The organism is Pseudobdellovibrionaceae bacterium, assembly GCA_020635075.1.
In the GTDB taxonomy this organism is placed as follows: Bacteria; Bdellovibrionota; Bdellovibrionia; order Bdellovibrionales; family UBA1609; genus JADZEO01.
In genome coordinates this window covers 351,783-367,885 of record JACKAM010000002.1, presented here as the reverse complement: position 1 = coordinate 367,885, position 16,103 = coordinate 351,783, and the positions used below count along the sequence as shown (strand labels likewise).

Here is a 16,103-nt window from a genome sequence, read left to right as displayed (position 1 = left end):
GGATTGAGTGGGTTGAGGTGCTTGGCCGATTCTGCTAAAAATCCAACATCATCATTGTCTGAGAATCAAAATCAGAACCTCAAGGTAATCCCCTTCTTTGCCAAGACTGATTTTCAAAAAGTTGATGTCCGCTTGAATCTCATGGATCCAATCGATGGTCTGAATGTTGGGCTAACGACGACTGCTCAAGTTGAAATGGGTGGGCGCAATTACCCTGCCGGTGTTGTGGTGGAAGGTCGATCTGACCTTTGGCATGTTTACTTTAAAGGCCCCATCACGATCAATGGCATCAAGATCTGTGAATACTTGGGTCAGCACGCGCAGACGCTGGAAGTTTTTGAGATCAAGCTTTGTGAGGATCTGAAGTTGCCTGAAGGGGTAATTCCAGCTGGGTCCGTGATTGATTTCCCAAAGGAGCTTCCCAAAAAGGGAATCAAGTTTTCTGACATTCGCTGTTTGCGACCGGCAAAAGAGACGACGCTCAAAGGGCGACGAGTAAAATCTGGTATAGAGATAACGCCAAACTATGAGGTTTGGGAAGAGCCAGATCGGGGCTGTATGCGCGGAGCGGATTAAGCCATGTATTTGGCAGTCTGGGTGCCGATGTTCTTTTTTGGATGCAGCTGATCGATCCAGGTTGAGATTCAATTAAATACAGTAATTACATACATTTGAGAAATTTCAAACGTTTGTTTGAAAATGTCCTTGTGGGGGAGGGGGCTTTCCGGTAAATTAAAACAAACGTTTGAATTCCAAACCGGAAAGAGGGCGAAGAGATGAAGCAGTTGAAGTGGATGATCGCGGTTGTGGGACTCACCCTACTGGCGGTGCGCTCGGCCTGGGCGCAGGCGCCGACACTCAATTTGGATGAAAAAAAGCTGGTGGAATTGGCCAAACAGGAAGCTCCCATTGCCCTACAAATTGAAGCCGGAAGGCTGCAGGTAGAAGGACAATTGGGACAACTGGAAGAGAGATACCAAACCCGATTTGTCGGCCAGGGCAATTATCAAAACTCAAAAGAGAAATCCATTGCCGTGTTTATTCCCACTTTTGGTCCCACACATTTGTTGTCACTGGGAGTGGAAAAGGCATCGTCCTATGGAACCACTGTTGGGGTTCATGCCTTTACCGATCAAAGATCAACCGCCGATGGCAGTATTGACCGCGCCACTCGCACCGGACTTCAAGTGAAAGCCACCATGGATTTGTGGCGGGACTGGTTGGGAAAGACAGGTCACACCCAGTTGGAAAACCTGAGTCTGCGCAATGAGATTCAAAAACTGGACAGTGTCGTTCAACAAAAGAGCTTTGAACTGAATGTGCGTAAACTCTATTGGTCCTTAGTGGCCAACCAGGAGGCCTGGCGCATCTCCCAAGGGCTTTTGGAAACCTCACATCGACAGTTGAAAGATGCCAAACAACGCCTGCGCAACTCAGTGGGCGATGCGGGTGAAGTGGCCCGGTGGGAAGCTCTGGTGGCTGCCCGGCAGGGGAATTTGACTTCGCTCGAATACCAAAAGGAAATTTTGTACCGCCAGTTGAAGGAACAGCTGCCCGGTCTTCATCAGCAGGTCCTGGGTCTCGCCCCCTATGATTTGGACAAGGCCGTTAACGGGGTCTTGGCCTGCACCCAATCCATTGCCGGCAAAAAGGAAACCCCCTGGGAGGCGACTTCACTTGATGAAATGGTCAAGCTCCTTGAACAGGAGCATTTGGGTCAAAAAAGAATCACCGCCACCCACAGTGATGTGGATGTCAAATTAAGTGCTGAGGTTCAGGTAAGCGGAGTGGACCAGGGAACATCCCTTTCCACGGAAGATCTTCAGGACAACGGCCAAGCAGGCTATGCGGTAGGGCTGTTGGTCTCTGTTCCTTTAGGGGGACAGAGCAAAAAGACGGAAAAGATCTTGGCGGATTTGGATCGGCAAAGGTTTCTCGCCGAAAAACAAAAACTCCTTGGCCGCATCAACAGTCAGCATGAGGAGATCGGTCCTCTGATTCGGCTCTTGCAACAGTCCATTGCCAGTGCTCAGGTGAATAGCACCAATCTGCAGAAGTCACTCAAGGTGATGAATCGTAAATACCTCCAGGCCCGGGTGCCGGTGACGGCCTTGATCAATGATGAAGATGCCATGTTTCAAAGTCTTTTGGCTGAAGTGAATATTAAACTCTCAGTTGTGCATACTCTGCTCGATTATTTTCAAGTCTTTACTGATTACCCCTGTGAAGTGAATCAGTTGTAAAGGAAGCGGCAAATGGAAAGATGGGCTCGGTTTTTTATTGATAATAGCAAGTTCACCGTCGTGCTGTCTTTGTTTGTGGTAGTGTTCGGGATTGGCGGTCTTTTGCGGCTGAATGCGGAAAGTTTTCCCGCGGTGGACTTTGCCATGGCCCAGGTAACAACTTCTTATGACGGGGCTTCTCCTGAGGACGTGGAAACCAAAATCACCAAACCACTGGAAGATGAAATCCGTTCGGTGTCTGGAATTAAGGATGTGCGCTCGGTCAGCCAGGCGGGCCTTAGTAAAATTCTGATTCGCGCTGATATCGACAACGTGAATGTGCCGGAGGTGATGGCAGATCTTCAGCGGGCAGTGGACCGCGTGAATGATCTCCCCCCCGATCTCCGCGAGCGGCCCACTTTTTTAGAAATCAAATCGGAAGAGTTCCCGGTTGTGGAATTGGCGATTATTGGCAGCAATGTAAATCGCCAGAGGGATTTGGTTGCGGATCTTTTGAAAGAAGACCTGGAAGACGTGAAGACGATTCTAAGTGTGAGGCAGGACGGCTACAAGAAGCGTCAGTTTAACGTGATTCTTGATCCAGCCCGCATGCGCGCCCTGCACATTGGGGTGGATGAAGTCCTGGGTAAGCTCCAGGCTCGCAATATCAATGTCCCTGGAGGCTCACTTAAAAAAGGTGAGACTCAGGATTTGCTGCGCATTGAGGGTCGTATTCGTGACCGCGAAGAGTTGGCTAATGTCTTGATCCGATCGAATTTCTCCGGCCAACAGATCTTTTTGAAAGATGTGGCCACGGTCGAAGACGGGGAAGAAGACGCCCGCATTTTGACCCGTTATAACGGCCGGGAAGCGACTCTTCTGACCGTCCTCAAAAAGGGTGGGGCCGACACCATTGCCATGGTGAAACTGATTGACGAGAAAGTTGGCGACTTTCGAGAGAAGTACGGAGATCAGTTTGAATTCACCATCTTTAACAATGAATCCCAACGGGTGAAAAACCGCTTAGAGGTGCTCACTTCGAATGCAGTGAGTGGACTGGTGTTGGTGATTGTTTTTTTGATGATCTTTTTGCCCGGCAAAATTGGCTTTGTGGCTTCTTTGTCTTTGCCGATCGCGGTGATGGCTTCCTTGGGTTTCATGCCCATCTTTGATATGAACCTTAACGCCGTGACCATACTTGCTCAGGTCATTGCCCTTGGAATGCTGGTCGATAACAGTGTGGTTATCAGTGAGAACTTCACTCGTCTTAGGCGCTCTGAAGGTTTGGATGCCAAAGAGGCGGCCCTCAAATCGATTCGCCAATTGGCTCTACCTATTTCAGCCACCGTTTTTACGACAATTGCAGCCTTTTTGCCCATGTTGGTAACAACCGGCATTATGGGGCAGTTTATCAAGTACATTCCCATTGTGGTGAGTGTCGCCCTGATTGTGAGCTTGGGTGAGAGTTTTTTCCTTCTTCCTATGCGTCTGGTCAGCTCAAGCTCGGAGCGGGACAAGTTTAAAGAGGAATCCAAAGACTGGTTTGAAACCAAAGCCGTCAAGCCATTCAAGAAAATCGTGCGCTGGACGGTCCAGCACCGATACATTGCTTTGGGTATTTTTACGGTTGGTCTTGTGGGGTCGATTGTATTGATGACCGTCTTTAATAAGATGGTGTTGTTCCCGGCCGATCAGACCGAAATTTATATTGCTCGAATTGAAGCCCCAAAAGGCACCCAGCTAGAAATTACCGACAAGGTATTAGCAGAGGTTTCAGTTAAGTCCAAAGAGGCCATTGGCGAGCATATGCTCCACGCCGTGGCCCGCACAGGCACGGTGCAGGTGGGGCCTTCTGACCCCAAAGGCAAATCCGGCAACACGGTGGGCTTTATCACCATGTATGTGGACGAGTACGCCAAAAATAACATCAAACACACCGAGATGTTGGCCAAGCTTCGTGCCCTGAAGTTTGACAGCCGGGCCGATGTGACCTTTGAGGCTATGGTCAATGGACCTCCGGTGGGAGAGCCCATCAATGGTACTTTCCGCTCGAACAATGCGGAAAGCCTCAACCAAGTGGTCACCAAGGTCATCGAGGAAATGAGTAAGATTGAGGGTGTTCGCGATATGCGTGCGGACGATGTGATTGGTGATGATGAGGTTTACGTAGAGATTGACTACCCCAAGGCCGATCGACTTGGCCTTGAGGTGAAGATGATCGGTGATACGGTCAGGGCTGCTGTCCAAGGCAAGGCAGTTTCCAACGTCAACTTGAACAATAAAAAGGTGGATCTTCGCGTTCAGTTCAGACCGGAGTTTCGCCGAGACCTAGAGGATTTGGAGAAGCTGAAGGTGATGGACCGCCAAGGGAATTTGATTCCCTTAGGCAGCATCGCCACTTTTCGTAAGCAGACCGGTTCTCCACAGATTAAGCGCTTTGATTACAAGCGCAGCAAGACCGTTACAGGGGACATCGATGACGCTGTGATTACAGCCATCGAGGCCAATAAGAAAATGGAGGAGATCTTTGCGGGGCTTCGCAACCAACACAAGGATGTCTCTCTGGTATTTGGCGGCGAAGCTGAGAATACCAGGGAATCCATGGACAGCTTGTGGAATGCTTTAGGGCTATCGCTCATTGGAATTTTTGCCCTTCTGGTTTTCCTGTTTAATTCGTATTTGCGCCCAGGCGTGATCATGACCACTATTCCTTTGGGGCTGGTGGGCTTTTCCATTGCCTTTGCTCTCCATGGCAGGCCCATTAGCTTTCTGGCCATGATAGGTATGATTGGATTGGGTGGCATCATCGTCAACTCAGGCATTGTGCTCATTACCTTTATCGATGAATTGCGCCAGGACAAATCCCTGTCATTGGAGGATGTGCTGGTCGAGGCTTCAGGACTAAGACTTCGCGCCGTTGTTGTGAGTTCACTGACGACCATCAGTGGACTATTGCCGACGGCCTACGGAATTGGCGGCTCCGACGCTATTTTGATCCCCATGACATTGGCGATGGCCTGGGGATTGACGAGCGGTACGATTCTAACCCTCATTTGGGTACCAGCCGCTTATGCGATTATCGAAGATATTGGTCGACTGGGCGGCCGCCTGATTGGGAGGAAAGATTCTGTGGAAGAGCAAGGGGGTGATCGAGTGAGATCTCATTCGCCCGTGGTCACCGAAACCATCAAAGAGGTGTCGCCATGACCAAGGATGCTTGCGAAACAAGACTGAAAATTCTCGAAGTCGCCAGCCATTTATTTGCCCGTTACGGCTACGAAGGGACTTCGATCCGCGACATTGCGGGCAAGGCTGAAGTGAATATCGCGGCCATTAACTATCATTTTAAGAACAAACAGAGTCTTTATTGGCAAATCTACGAGATGGCTCACAACCGTTTGTCTGAAGACATGAAGGCCATTGCCGCACAGGAGGACAGCCTGGTGCAGTTTTGCCTGAAAGTTTTTGATCTGATGCTCAAAAATGGCGATATGGTCAAAAATACCTTTAAGCTCATTCTGTCTGACTCCATTCCTGAACCTGAAGGTGAGATGGAGGCCTTTTGCGCCAACCCCAGACGAGTCGGACCACCAGGTGGTGAGATTATGCTGGCCGTGATTGAAAAAGAACTGGGGGAAGAAGTGTGTGAGGCCGGAAAGTTTTGGGCCGTTCGGGTGTTGTTTTCAAGCATTGCCCATTGGGCGCTTATGCACAGCACGTCCTACATGAAGAAGGCCTGCCAATCCAATCCCGACATCGCCCCGGATCGCATCCGTCATTTGATCCGTTTGCATGTAGAGGCCACCTTGGCCTATCTGCAAACTCACGGCAAAGACCAGGCCCGCTTTATGGGGGCTACTCAGGGCAAATAGCGCATCGCATAAAATCCCTCGGAGGAGTGCTCTCTTGACGGCAAGTCCTTTCCAGTAGGGGTTTTTGGTGGGCAAAACTACTGGTCCCCTCGATTATTTTGCGCTATAGCACAGGTCGTCTATTCACATCTAAAACCGAGGATTTGCAGGCATGGCAAAGGAGTCTTGGACGCCCATTAAGGAATACACCGACATCAAACTGGAAGCGACCGAGGACGGCATTGCCAAAGTCACCATCAATCGCCCAGAAGTGCGCAATGCTTTTCGGCCACAGACGGTGATGGAACTCAAAGACGCCTTTGAAGTTTGCCGCGAAGACTCGCGCATTGGCGTCGTGATTCTCACCGGTGAAGGCAAAGAGGCCTTCTGTGCCGGGGGCGATCAAAAAGTTCGCGGTCATGCGGGTTATGTGGGTGGTGACGGTGTTCCTCGCCTGAATGTTTTGGACCTACAAAAGCAAATCCGTTCCATCCCCAAGCCCGTGATCGCCATGGTCGCAGGATACGCTGTAGGTGGTGGTCATGTTCTTCATGTGGTTTGTGATTTGACCATCGCTGGTGACAACGCTCGCTTTGGACAAACCGGTCCCAAGGTCGGCTCCTTTGATGGCGGTCTTGGTAGCTCCTATTTGGCCCGCATCGTCGGTCAAAAGAAGGCCCGCGAAATTTGGTATTTGTGTCGCCAGTACGATGCCCAGCAGGCTTTGGAAATGGGCTTGGTCAATACCGTTGTTCCTGTAGATCAGTTGGAAGAGGAAACTCTTAAATGGTGTCGCGAGATTATGGTCCACTCGCCATTGGCGATTCGTTGTCTGAAGTCGGCCATGAATGCCGACTGTGATGGACAAATGGGGCTATTGGATATGGCTGGCAACGCCACTCTTCTTTACTACATGAGTGAAGAGGCAAAAGAAGGCAAAAATGCCTTCGTCGAAAAGCGACCACCAGATTTTTCTAAGTTCCCCCGCCTGCCATAAGTGGACTTTAGTGCCAGGCTAAGAGATCAATCATGAGCACACTCGTCCTAAAACCATGGTTATTGGCTTTTCGCCCCAAAACTTTGACGGCGGCTGTGGTGCCCGTCCTTGTTGGGACGGCTCTGGCTTTTCGTGTGGCAGGGGACACTAACCTGTGGATGAGTCTGTGGGCGGTTTTGGGTGCCCTGTTTATTCAAGTGGGGACCAACCTGTTTAACGATGCGCTGGATTTCAAAAAGGGTGCTGACACCGAGGAACGCTTGGGTCCCCAACGGGTGACCCAGTCCGGATTGATTTCCGAAAAAGGGGTGATGTTGGCTGGAGCTTTGAGTTTTGTCTTGGCGGTCTTGTGTGGAATACCGCTGGTCATGGAAGGCGGTTGGGTCATCGTCGGCATTGGCCTGGTGTCTTTGTTTTTTGGCTACGCCTATACGGGTGGGCCCTTCCCCTTGGCCTATAAGGGCCTGGGAGATTTGTTTGTGATCCTGTTTTTTGGCTGGGTGGCGGTCGGCGGAGTTTACTTTCTCCATACCGGACGCTTTGATCAGGAGGTTTGGGTGGCGGGAAGTCAGGTGGGTTTACTGGCCACCGTGTTGATTGCCATCAACAACCTCCGCGACGTGAACCAAGACAAGAAAGTGAACAAAAAGACTCTCGCTGTGCGATTTGGAGTGAGGTTTGCTCGTGCAGAAATCACTTTGCTGATGTTGGCCAGCTTTATTCTTTCAGGCTACTGGCTCATCAAAGGTCATTGGGCCGCGGCCCTTTTGCCCCTTGTGGTGGCACCACTTGCATGGGGAGTGGTAAAAGGGGTACAACAGAATGAACCCGGGCCGGTTTTTAATTCGTTCCTAGCTCGGGCGGGATTGATTCACCTATTGTTTGGGCTACAGCTCAGTTTAGGACTCATTCTTACATGAAGGTTTGGTACTCGCCCTACACTCTGAATCCCCTTTTTGCCTTAAATGCCAAGTCCAAAGACCCATCTCCGCGCCAGGGGTTTTTATTAAAGGTTGAGTTTTCTGATGCTGGCCTCGGCTATGCCGACTGTCATCCGTGGCCTGAGTTTGGAGATGACCCGGCTTACATTCAGCTAGAGGGACTGCAGAAGGATCGGCCCAGCCCACTGTTGGCCCGTTCCCTTGAGTTGGCGCGCTGGGATGCAGGGGCACGGAGTAAAGGTGAAAGTCTCTTCCCCACTGAACCCGTGTTGTCCAGTCATTACACTTTACCCGATTGGGAGAATTTTTCTCTGCCTCTTCTCAATGATATTTCCAACCAAGGGTACGCCGTTATTAAGCTCAAAGTGGGACCTAATCTGGAGGAGGCCGGTCATTTTTTAAGGCGATTGATATCAGTCTTACCCGAAGACATGAAGCTCCGGCTTGATTTTAATCTGACGGGAGACCCCGAGAGTTTAAGTCAGTGGATTTCTGGATTGGGCCAAGATTTTCTCCCCTGCATCGATTTTTTTGAGGACCCCTTTCCCTATGATCCTGATCAGTGGAAGGCCTTTCGAGATAAATGGGGCATTCCCATGGCCTTGGATCAGGAGTTGCGCTGGGATCAGGACCTGAGCGGTGCCGATGTCCTGGTGATCAAGCCTGTGCGCAACTCAGGTGAAGATATTGAAAAGTGTGCCGATCTGTTTGGCCAAAAACGCTGGGTGTTCACCCATGCCATGGATCACCCGGTTGGGCGAATGATGGCTTTGGCTTACGCCATGAACTTTTATGGCATTAACCCGCAGAAGGTGGAGGCCGGTGGATTTGAAAGTCGACCCATTTATCATCCGACTGCCTTTGACGACGGAATCTTTACGGATGGTTACTTGCAGTTGGGAACCGACGATGTGGGCATTGGTTTTAGTCAGCAGTTGGACGACTGTGAGTGGACGGAATGTCTTTAGGGCCCATTGACTGGCAGGGCAACGGTGCCCAATTGTTCTTAAATCCGCGGCTATCGAAGAACGAAACAGATCTACTGGAGCAGAGCTTTTTTGCCTGTGATCAAGCTCATCAGGCCATTGGCGTGATGAGTTCGGGAACGACGGAGTCCCAGGAAAAAAAGATCATCCTTCTGAGTCGGTCTGCCTTTTTAGCCTCGGCCGAGGCGGTGAATCAGCATCTGCAAGTAAAGGCATCGGACGTTTGGTACCATTGTCTTCCCGATTTTCATGTTGGTGGACTCTCCATTTGGGCTCGGGCCTTTTTGTCGGGCAGCTCTGTTGTCCGCCACCAAGGGGGGTGGAATCCACAGGTATTCACCAACCAGGTGCGGGAGGGCAAAGCCACTTGGACCTCATTGGTGCCCACCCAGGTTTTTGATTTGGTGCAATCGCAGCTGCGAGCGCCGGAGTCGTTGCGTGGTGTTCTCGTAGGCGGGGGCTCATTGTCTAAGGATTTGTATCTTCGTGGACGAGAACTGGGATGGCCGCTCCTTCCCACTTACGGCATGACGGAATGTTGCTCGCAAGTGGCCACGGCATCCATGTCTTCATTAGAGCATCTGGATTATCCGGCTCTCAGGATTTTACCCCACGTTGAGACTCGAATAGATGAGGCGGGGTGTTTAGAGATATCGTCTCCCTCTTTGTTGCAGGGCTATTTATTTTTCTCTCCAGGCGGATTTCGGTTTCAAAATCCCCTTTGCGATGGTTGGTTTCACAGCCAGGATCGAGTGGACCTGAGTGTACCCGGAACCCTGAGGCCTCTTGGGCGCACCGATGATCTGGTCAAGGTGATGGGCGAATTGGTGGACCTCAATCGGTTGCAGAGTCTTGTTGAGTCCCAATTGAGTTCAGATCTGAATCCCGGTCAGATTGCAGTCCTGGCCATCCCCGATTCTCGCCAAGAAAACAAAATCATTCTGGTCACGGAAAACAGCCGTTTAGCCACTAATGAATCAGCCTCTCTGTTGGAAAGAATCAACGCCAGTCTTTTACCCTATGAGCGCATTTCAGAAATCAAAACAGTTGCAGAAATTCCCAAAACCCCCCTCGGCAAAATCCGCCGCTCTGAACTCTTAAAATTAATCCTCCTTCGCCCCAATTAAATGTTGGACTGCAAAACCTTTGGCTGCCTTTGTCTGTGTAAGGTCCGAGTGCCGAGCCATTCCCGTGAATCCGAATCCTCGCCGTCGCGCAGGGCGGGAGGCTGAGTGACCAAAGGGAATAGGCTCGGCCGAACGAACTGCGGCGGCAACGCTGACGCAGTCCGAAGACGCGCCTGCGGCCGATAAGGCGCGTGAGGATTTACGGAGAATGGTCGGCAGAGGACCGACCACACGGATAAAGGATTTTGTAGATCAACATTTAATTGGGGCAATCAATTTTAGGTGAGGTAGCGCTGCAAACGTTCGGAAAACTCGCTGGGCAGGGAGGCTTTTTGCCCATCGGATTTGTTAACAAAAACATGGGCTGATTTGATAACGGCACAGGCTTGTCCCTGCTCGTTTTGCAGAGTCACGGTAAAGCTGAGGCTGGTTTTTCCCATTTTGGTGATTTCGAGAACCGCTTTGAACTTTTCACCCGCGCGAATGGGGACTGTAAAATCGGCTTCGCTGTGGCGGACGGGAACGGCATAGGTGGGGTGGCGAAACCACTCCTCCCAACCGATGCCAATGTGTTGAAGAAAACACTCGATCGTTTGGTGGCTAATAGTAAAGACATGGCCATAGAACATGATCCCGGCGGGATCACATTGATCAAAATGACATGTCAGTTGCCGGGAAAACTTCATTGGATGTTCTTCGTTTCTGCCATGAGGTTTTTGATTTCAGATCGGTGAGCTTTGAGCATTTCAGACATTCTGGTGAGGGCCTTGCGGGCCTTCTCCAATTTTTCCGCATCAGCCTCGCGGCCATCCCTGGATAACAGGGCATGGGTGGTCTCCACCATGCCCATGGCGATCATTAGCTGGGACGAAATATCGTGGAGGAATTTCCTCTGCTTTTCAATTATTTCCTGTTTCGAAATCTCAGCCATAGGTCAACTCTAGTAGATGACCTAAGCAATTGGAATTTATTTTTTGTAGGGAGAGCTCTCGTACTTCCAAATCAGATTCTTGAGAGATCGGGGCGTCAGGCGGGTGATCAGTCGGGAGGATTGCCTGAGAGCCGTAAAGCTCTTCATGCCCCACGGGTAGTGGCTGAGAAGGACTTCGGAATCCAGAACTTCAAAAAAATAGTCCAAGACGATGGCCACGAGAACAAAGTCGTCGACCAAGCCAAGTATGGGAATCCAGTCCGGAATAATGTCCACCGGGCTGACGATCAGGGCGATCAGAGCCAATAGCACCTTTTTGTCCCTTGCGGGAATGCGTTCGTCTTGGACCACATTGCGGAGAAAGGTGAGAAGTTTTTTGATAAAGGTCATAGCTCTTGGTTCCTAGGTAATGCGCCGCTCACGCCCCAGTCTATCCTCAGTTTCATGAGACTGCCAAGGCAGATGGCAAAATCCCAGTTGTTTCAATAATTTCCGCATGATTTTCGGGGGAACTTCTCCTTGACAGCAAGAGTCATTCTGTTAAAAAAGGCCTCCAGGTTTTGCAACCAATCAGGGCGAGAATGAAAGACTATAAGATCTACTCCGAAAGCGACTTTCCCAGTTATCTGCCAAAGCTGAGTGCCTTGTATGATGATTTATTTTCTGCCGGCAAGGGATTTCGCTCCAAGTTGATTGGCATGGTCTCGGAGCCGCTTTCCTTGCCTGATGAAACCGTTCGTCTGCTCGGGCAAACCATTGAGTTTGTCCACAACGCATCCTTACTTCACGATGACTTGATTGACCGCTCTCCTCTGCGACGGAATAAGACCGCAGCATGGCTGAAATACACACCTGAATATGCCGTGTTGGCAGGGGACTATCTTTTAGCCCGAGTAATGGTGAACCTTTCCCGCTTTGGTAATCTGCGCCTGATTCAGTACACGGCGGAGATAATCTCGGACCTTTTGGAGGGGGAGTGGATCCAGGATACTTTGGTTCACGATTGGAATGTTCAAATCGGACAACTGGATCAGGTTCACAGCCTTAAGACGGCCTCTTTGTTCAAGTGGTGTATTCGCGCCCCCTTTATTGCCAACGAACACTATGATCCCAAATTACACGAGGTATTGGAGAAGTTAGGTGAATTGCTGGGCCTTCTTTTTCAACGAAGTGATGACCTGTTGGATTTTAATGTGCGCAATTTTGAAAAAAAAGAAGTGTTGGGTGACCTAAAATCTGGTTACCTAAATTCTTTTGGCGCCTATCTGGCCCATGATTTGTCCTCCACACAAAGAGCTGAGCTTAAAAGGGCCGAGTCCATGGAAGCTGTCCTCAACGTGGTGGGCGTGGAAGAATTCCAAAGAAAGTTAGAGAGCTTTGATCGAATGAACCAACAGGTGATCGATCTTTACCGCCACCATTTGGAGACTCTCCGGGAAATGCTGCCAGAAGGTCAACACGGGTTGATCTCAAGACTGGATACACTGCCCATGCCCTTGTACTGGAGGAAAGCTTGAAGCCCAGCATAGGCAACCGATTTATTACTTTGGCAAAAAGTGACGATCGGATCTCCGCCTATTTGGACGGCACCTTTTCAGAAATCGAACGAGCCTTGCCTGTGGACTCCCTTCATGTGGGAAGTGCCGATGAAAAGGTCACCTTTCGGATTGTTGCGATGACGGAAGTCAACGCTCCACCACTGTGGCGCGTGCTTTGGCAGGGATTTCGTCCGCTGTTGCTGCCGTTGACTTTAGGTCCGGTGGCCACCGTGCTGATTTTTTCATTGGCCTCGGGTTGGTCGATCAACTGGTGGATGGCCTTGTCTTCAGTTCTGGCCGTGTTGTCATGGCATGGAGCTGCTTTTTTGTTGAATGACTACAACGACCACTGGGCCGGCGTGGATCGCCTTACGCGATTTGGTGGCAGTCAGATCATTCAATGTGGCTGGATTACCGCCGCCCGCGCCAAGACCTGGGCCCTGTGGTTTTTTGGATTGGGACTGTTGTTGGGGTTGCCGGCTCTGACCCATCACACCTGGTCGATGCTCCTCATTGGTGCTCTGGCCATGGTTTTAGTATTGAGCTTTTCCTACGCGGGAAAGGGTTTCAAATCCCTGGGCCTAGGGAATCTGTTGGTGTTTTTGGGCATGGGTCCTTTGCTAACGGCTGGGTTTTCTTTGGCGGTTTCTGGTCGGGTTCAGCCGGCGATTTTCATCATTGGCAGTCTTTATGGTATTGGCGCCTCCTTGTGCATACAGCTCCGTAATATGGAAAACCTGATGGCCGACAGTCAGGCCAAAACGGGAACCTTGGTGAGTCGGCTTGGCTTTGAAAAATCTAAGCTTTTGATCGGTGGACAGTTTCTATTGTTGTTTTCTCTATTGGCGGTTTATTTGGTCACGCGAGTCGAGGCTTACTGGCAGGCCCTGGTGTTTGTGCCTCTGGTGGCAAGCTTGTTGCGAATCTATAGTCGTTTGAAGGCCGTGCGTTCTCCCCTGTCGTCGCAGCTGATTGGAATTTGGCAGGAAGGCTTGGCCTTTCACCTGCTCATGGGCATGGGGTTGAACCTCTTACTGTTTTTGATTTGGCGAGCCCAGCTGTCATGAGCAGAGTGTCTCTTCTGAACACTTCTGCGGGGCAAAATCAGGACCTATCCAGTCTCGCCCTTGAACTTGGCATTCCGCTTGTCGATGATATTAAACAGAGTCCCGTTTGTCTGGTGGTGGTGGACAATGCCTGGGGTTTGGTCAGTCGGGAGTTACCCGATATGAAGCCACTGGTGATTGATTTCTCCCTAGGTGAATGGAAGCGCAGACGCTTTGAGCTCAAGGGGCCGGGTGATGTGCTCTCCAAAGCACTGGGAAAAATCAAAGGCCACCGGGCGGTGGATGTAACCGCTGGCCTTGGGCGAGACAGTCTTCATCTCGTAGGTTTGGGCTTTGAGGTGACGGCGGTGGAGAGATCTGCTGTTTTGAGTTTCTTACTGCAAGCGGCTCTCGGCAGGGCCTGTGCCGCGGAGGGGGATCGGTCTGATCTAAAATCCCTCAAAATCATCCATGCTGATGCTCGGCAGTATTTACGAGAACTTTATGATCGGGATGAGTCTCCGGATGTGGTATTTTTGGACCCAATGTTTCCGAGCAAAAAGAAATCAGCCCTGAGTGGCAAAGAGGCTCAACTGCTTCAGATTCTGTTCTCTCATACTCCCGAATCGGACGGGGAGTTGTTGGCGCAGGCGTTAAAGGTGGTGAAGGATCGGGTGGTGGTCAAACGACCCGTGCAGGCTCCACCAGTGGCGACGGGAGCCCGTCATCAGTATGTGGGCAAGAGTGTTCGCTACGATGTTTACTTTCCGGGCGACAAAGTTGAGTTTCAGGTGGAGGGTCTTTGAGTAGTCCCGAGATTCTCTTTATCCTGGTGTTTTCCTTGGCCGCGGCGCTGGGCCTTACACTGATGGGGCTGCGGTTTTTGTCCGACTCACTTCAGGTCCTGGCAGAACCGCTGCTGCGGCGATTGGTGAATGGCATTCATCACAACTCTTTTGTCGCCTATGGTTCAGGATTGTTGACAGCTTTCTTTGTGCAGTCTGGTTTGTCCACTTCAGTCATGTCCATTGGCTTTGCCAATTCGGGCTTGCTCAATTTACCGAAGCTGTACTTTTTCTTAACCGGGGTACAACTCGGCACAGCTGCAACTCCGCTTCTGTTTGGATTCAACACCGGCCTGTTGGACATTTACTTTTTGGGGATTGGCGTGTTCCCCATGCTCTATGCCCGTTGGGGAACTTTGGCCAACGTGGGAAAGCTCGTCTTTGCCTTTGGCTTGTTGTTGCTGAGCACTCGCTTAGTGCATTTTGGGGTGGTAAATCCCGAGTGGGTCAGGGACATGGCGGGGAATTGGCTAGTTGAAAGTCACCTTTCGCCAAAGATATTTTTGGTCACCGCTGGCCTAGCTGGCCTATGCAGTGTCTTTATTCGTTCCTCGGTAGCCTTGGCGGCCATTGTTGCGGTCATGGCCAATTTGTCTTTGATAAGCCCTGAACTGGCGGTGGTGTTTTTGGCTGGAGCCAGTTGGACGTCGGTGTTTCCCGCCCTTTGGGCGGCCCGGGATGCCAACACCATTTCCCGCCGTGGGTCTGCAGGCTTGGCGATCAATTATCTAACCGGACTTTTGCTCCTGTATGGATTTTTTGAGTTGTTTTGGGCTTGCACTGAGTCCGTAGCCAGTCTTTTAGGCTCGGGTCTTCCATCTGAAGCCCTAAAAGTTGTCGTGGGCTTTGGTCTTTATCGAGTGTTTTTGTCTCTCTACGGGGTGTTGGTCAGCGGGATCATATTGCGATTGGTGAAGCGGGTGATTCCCGATCGCTACCGCAAGGAATCCCAGCGATTGGTATTTAACGGTTTGCCCCATCACCTGCCACCGGCTCTGGCTCTGACTCAGGCCCGGCAGGAAGTGCAGAAGCTTGCGGCCATGACAGAGACCATTCTTCAGCTCACCAAGGTCGAGATTGAAGGGGAAGGCAAGGATTCAGACAGTCGCGATAAAGTTCTCAAGTATGAAGCAATTACCGACAACATTCAGCGCGAAGTGTTTGAGTTTCTAGGTCAAGTCATTCGCGTAAGCCTGACCCAAAAGCAGGGTGAAGAGGCGCGACGTCTGCTCAAAGTGGCGGACGAGTTAGAAAGTATCGCCGACTGTTGCCAAAGGTTAGTATCCAGTCACCAGCGTCTGGTTTTGGACGAACCTTTGGATGTGGAACTGCGCTTAGCCCTTCGCCAGTACATGGAATCGGTGATGGAGACTTTTGAGTATGTGTTTCACCTGCTCATTGGTCCGCGGCTTTCCCATGAAAAGGAAGAAGAGGAGTTGTGGCCACAATTTCGTGACAAGACGGCTCGTGCAGAAAAGAACTCCCATCGCTTGCTTGGCCTATTGGGAACCATGTCCGGCCAAAGCGAGGACCTGGTGCAAATGGGCGAGATTGTTCATCTGCTTCGTCAGATCAACAAACATTCGTACAATTTAATGGTGGCGATTTAGTTGGGTGAC

At 50.8% G+C, this 16,103-nt stretch carries 15 protein-coding genes; 12 read left to right on the top strand and 3 right to left on the bottom strand.

Going from position 1 to position 16,103, the window contains the following annotated elements; translation table 11 throughout:
* Positions 1 to 21: 21 nt before the first annotated feature.
* The 8 genes from H6624_11400 (at position 22) to H6624_11365 (ending at position 10,124) form a co-directional block, all read left to right on the top strand.
* Positions 22 to 576, top strand: coding sequence for a hypothetical protein (locus H6624_11400; protein MCB9084944.1), 555 nt, complete (start codon positions 22 to 24; stop codon positions 574 to 576).
* Between the two features lie 200 nt (positions 577 to 776).
* On the top strand, positions 777 to 2,243 hold the full coding sequence (locus H6624_11395) for a TolC family protein (protein MCB9084943.1): 1,467 nt from the start codon (positions 777 to 779) through the stop codon (positions 2,241 to 2,243).
* Positions 2,244 to 2,255: 12 nt separating this feature from the next.
* Positions 2,256 to 5,429, top strand: coding sequence for an efflux RND transporter permease subunit (locus H6624_11390; GenBank protein ID MCB9084942.1), 3,174 nt, complete (start codon positions 2,256 to 2,258; stop codon positions 5,427 to 5,429).
* Positions 5,426 to 6,094: a TetR/AcrR family transcriptional regulator gene (locus H6624_11385; GenBank protein MCB9084941.1), complete on the top strand. Its 669-nt coding sequence runs from the start codon at positions 5,426 to 5,428 to the stop codon at positions 6,092 to 6,094. Before H6624_11390 ends, H6624_11385 begins: the two co-directional genes overlap by 4 nt.
* Before the next feature lie 151 nt (positions 6,095 to 6,245).
* Positions 6,246 to 7,070 carry a 1,4-dihydroxy-2-naphthoyl-CoA synthase gene (menB, locus tag H6624_11380; GenBank protein ID MCB9084940.1) on the top strand — a complete coding sequence of 275 codons (825 nt, stop codon included), beginning with the start codon at positions 6,246 to 6,248 and terminating at the stop codon, positions 7,068 to 7,070.
* A gap of 32 nt (positions 7,071 to 7,102) precedes the next feature.
* Positions 7,103 to 7,990, top strand: a complete 888-nt coding sequence (locus tag H6624_11375; protein ID MCB9084939.1) for a 1,4-dihydroxy-2-naphthoate polyprenyltransferase — start codon at positions 7,103 to 7,105, stop codon at positions 7,988 to 7,990.
* Positions 7,987 to 8,979 (top strand): hypothetical protein, encoded by a 993-nt coding sequence (locus H6624_11370; protein MCB9084938.1) that lies wholly within the window; start codon positions 7,987 to 7,989, stop codon positions 8,977 to 8,979. The genes H6624_11375 and H6624_11370 overlap by 4 nt, the downstream gene beginning before the upstream one ends.
* Positions 8,970 to 10,124 carry an AMP-binding protein gene (locus H6624_11365; protein MCB9084937.1) on the top strand — a complete coding sequence of 385 codons (1,155 nt, stop codon included), beginning with the start codon at positions 8,970 to 8,972 and terminating at the stop codon, positions 10,122 to 10,124. Before H6624_11370 ends, H6624_11365 begins: the two co-directional genes overlap by 10 nt.
* Before the next feature lie 278 nt (positions 10,125 to 10,402).
* Here H6624_11365 and H6624_11360 read toward each other — a convergent pair whose 3' ends face one another.
* The 3 genes from H6624_11360 to H6624_11350 are packed head-to-tail and all read right to left on the bottom strand — an operon-like array spanning position 10,403 to position 11,445.
* A complete protein-coding gene (locus tag H6624_11360; protein MCB9084936.1) occupies positions 10,403 to 10,810 on the bottom strand; it encodes an acyl-CoA thioesterase in 408 nt (135 codons plus the stop codon).
* Positions 10,807 to 11,055 (bottom strand): hypothetical protein, encoded by a 249-nt coding sequence (locus H6624_11355; protein MCB9084935.1) that lies wholly within the window; start codon positions 11,053 to 11,055, stop codon positions 10,807 to 10,809. The genes H6624_11360 and H6624_11355 overlap by 4 nt, the downstream gene beginning before the upstream one ends.
* Positions 11,056 to 11,091: 36 nt before the next feature.
* On the bottom strand, positions 11,092 to 11,445 hold the full coding sequence (locus tag H6624_11350) for a DUF1232 domain-containing protein (GenBank protein ID MCB9084934.1): 354 nt from the start codon (positions 11,443 to 11,445) through the stop codon (positions 11,092 to 11,094).
* A 179-nt stretch (positions 11,446 to 11,624) separates the two neighbouring features.
* Here H6624_11350 and H6624_11345 point away from each other — a divergent pair, with 179 nt between their 5' ends.
* Genes H6624_11345 through H6624_11330 form a run of 4 tightly spaced genes read left to right on the top strand, consistent with a single transcriptional unit; the run spans position 11,625 to position 16,094 of the window.
* Positions 11,625 to 12,572, top strand: a complete 948-nt coding sequence (locus H6624_11345) for a polyprenyl synthetase family protein (GenBank protein MCB9084933.1) — start codon at positions 11,625 to 11,627, stop codon at positions 12,570 to 12,572.
* Positions 12,569 to 13,660, top strand: a complete 1,092-nt coding sequence (locus H6624_11340; protein ID MCB9084932.1) for a prenyltransferase — start codon at positions 12,569 to 12,571, stop codon at positions 13,658 to 13,660. Before H6624_11345 ends, H6624_11340 begins: the two co-directional genes overlap by 4 nt.
* The gene (locus H6624_11335; GenBank protein ID MCB9084931.1) at positions 13,657 to 14,445 is read left to right on the top strand and encodes a class I SAM-dependent methyltransferase; all 789 of its coding nucleotides are present in this window, start codon (positions 13,657 to 13,659) and stop codon (positions 14,443 to 14,445) included. Before H6624_11340 ends, H6624_11335 begins: the two co-directional genes overlap by 4 nt.
* Positions 14,442 to 16,094: a Na/Pi cotransporter family protein gene (locus tag H6624_11330; protein ID MCB9084930.1), complete on the top strand. Its 1,653-nt coding sequence runs from the start codon at positions 14,442 to 14,444 to the stop codon at positions 16,092 to 16,094. The genes H6624_11335 and H6624_11330 overlap by 4 nt, the downstream gene beginning before the upstream one ends.
* The last annotated feature ends 9 nt before the right edge of the window (positions 16,095 to 16,103 follow it).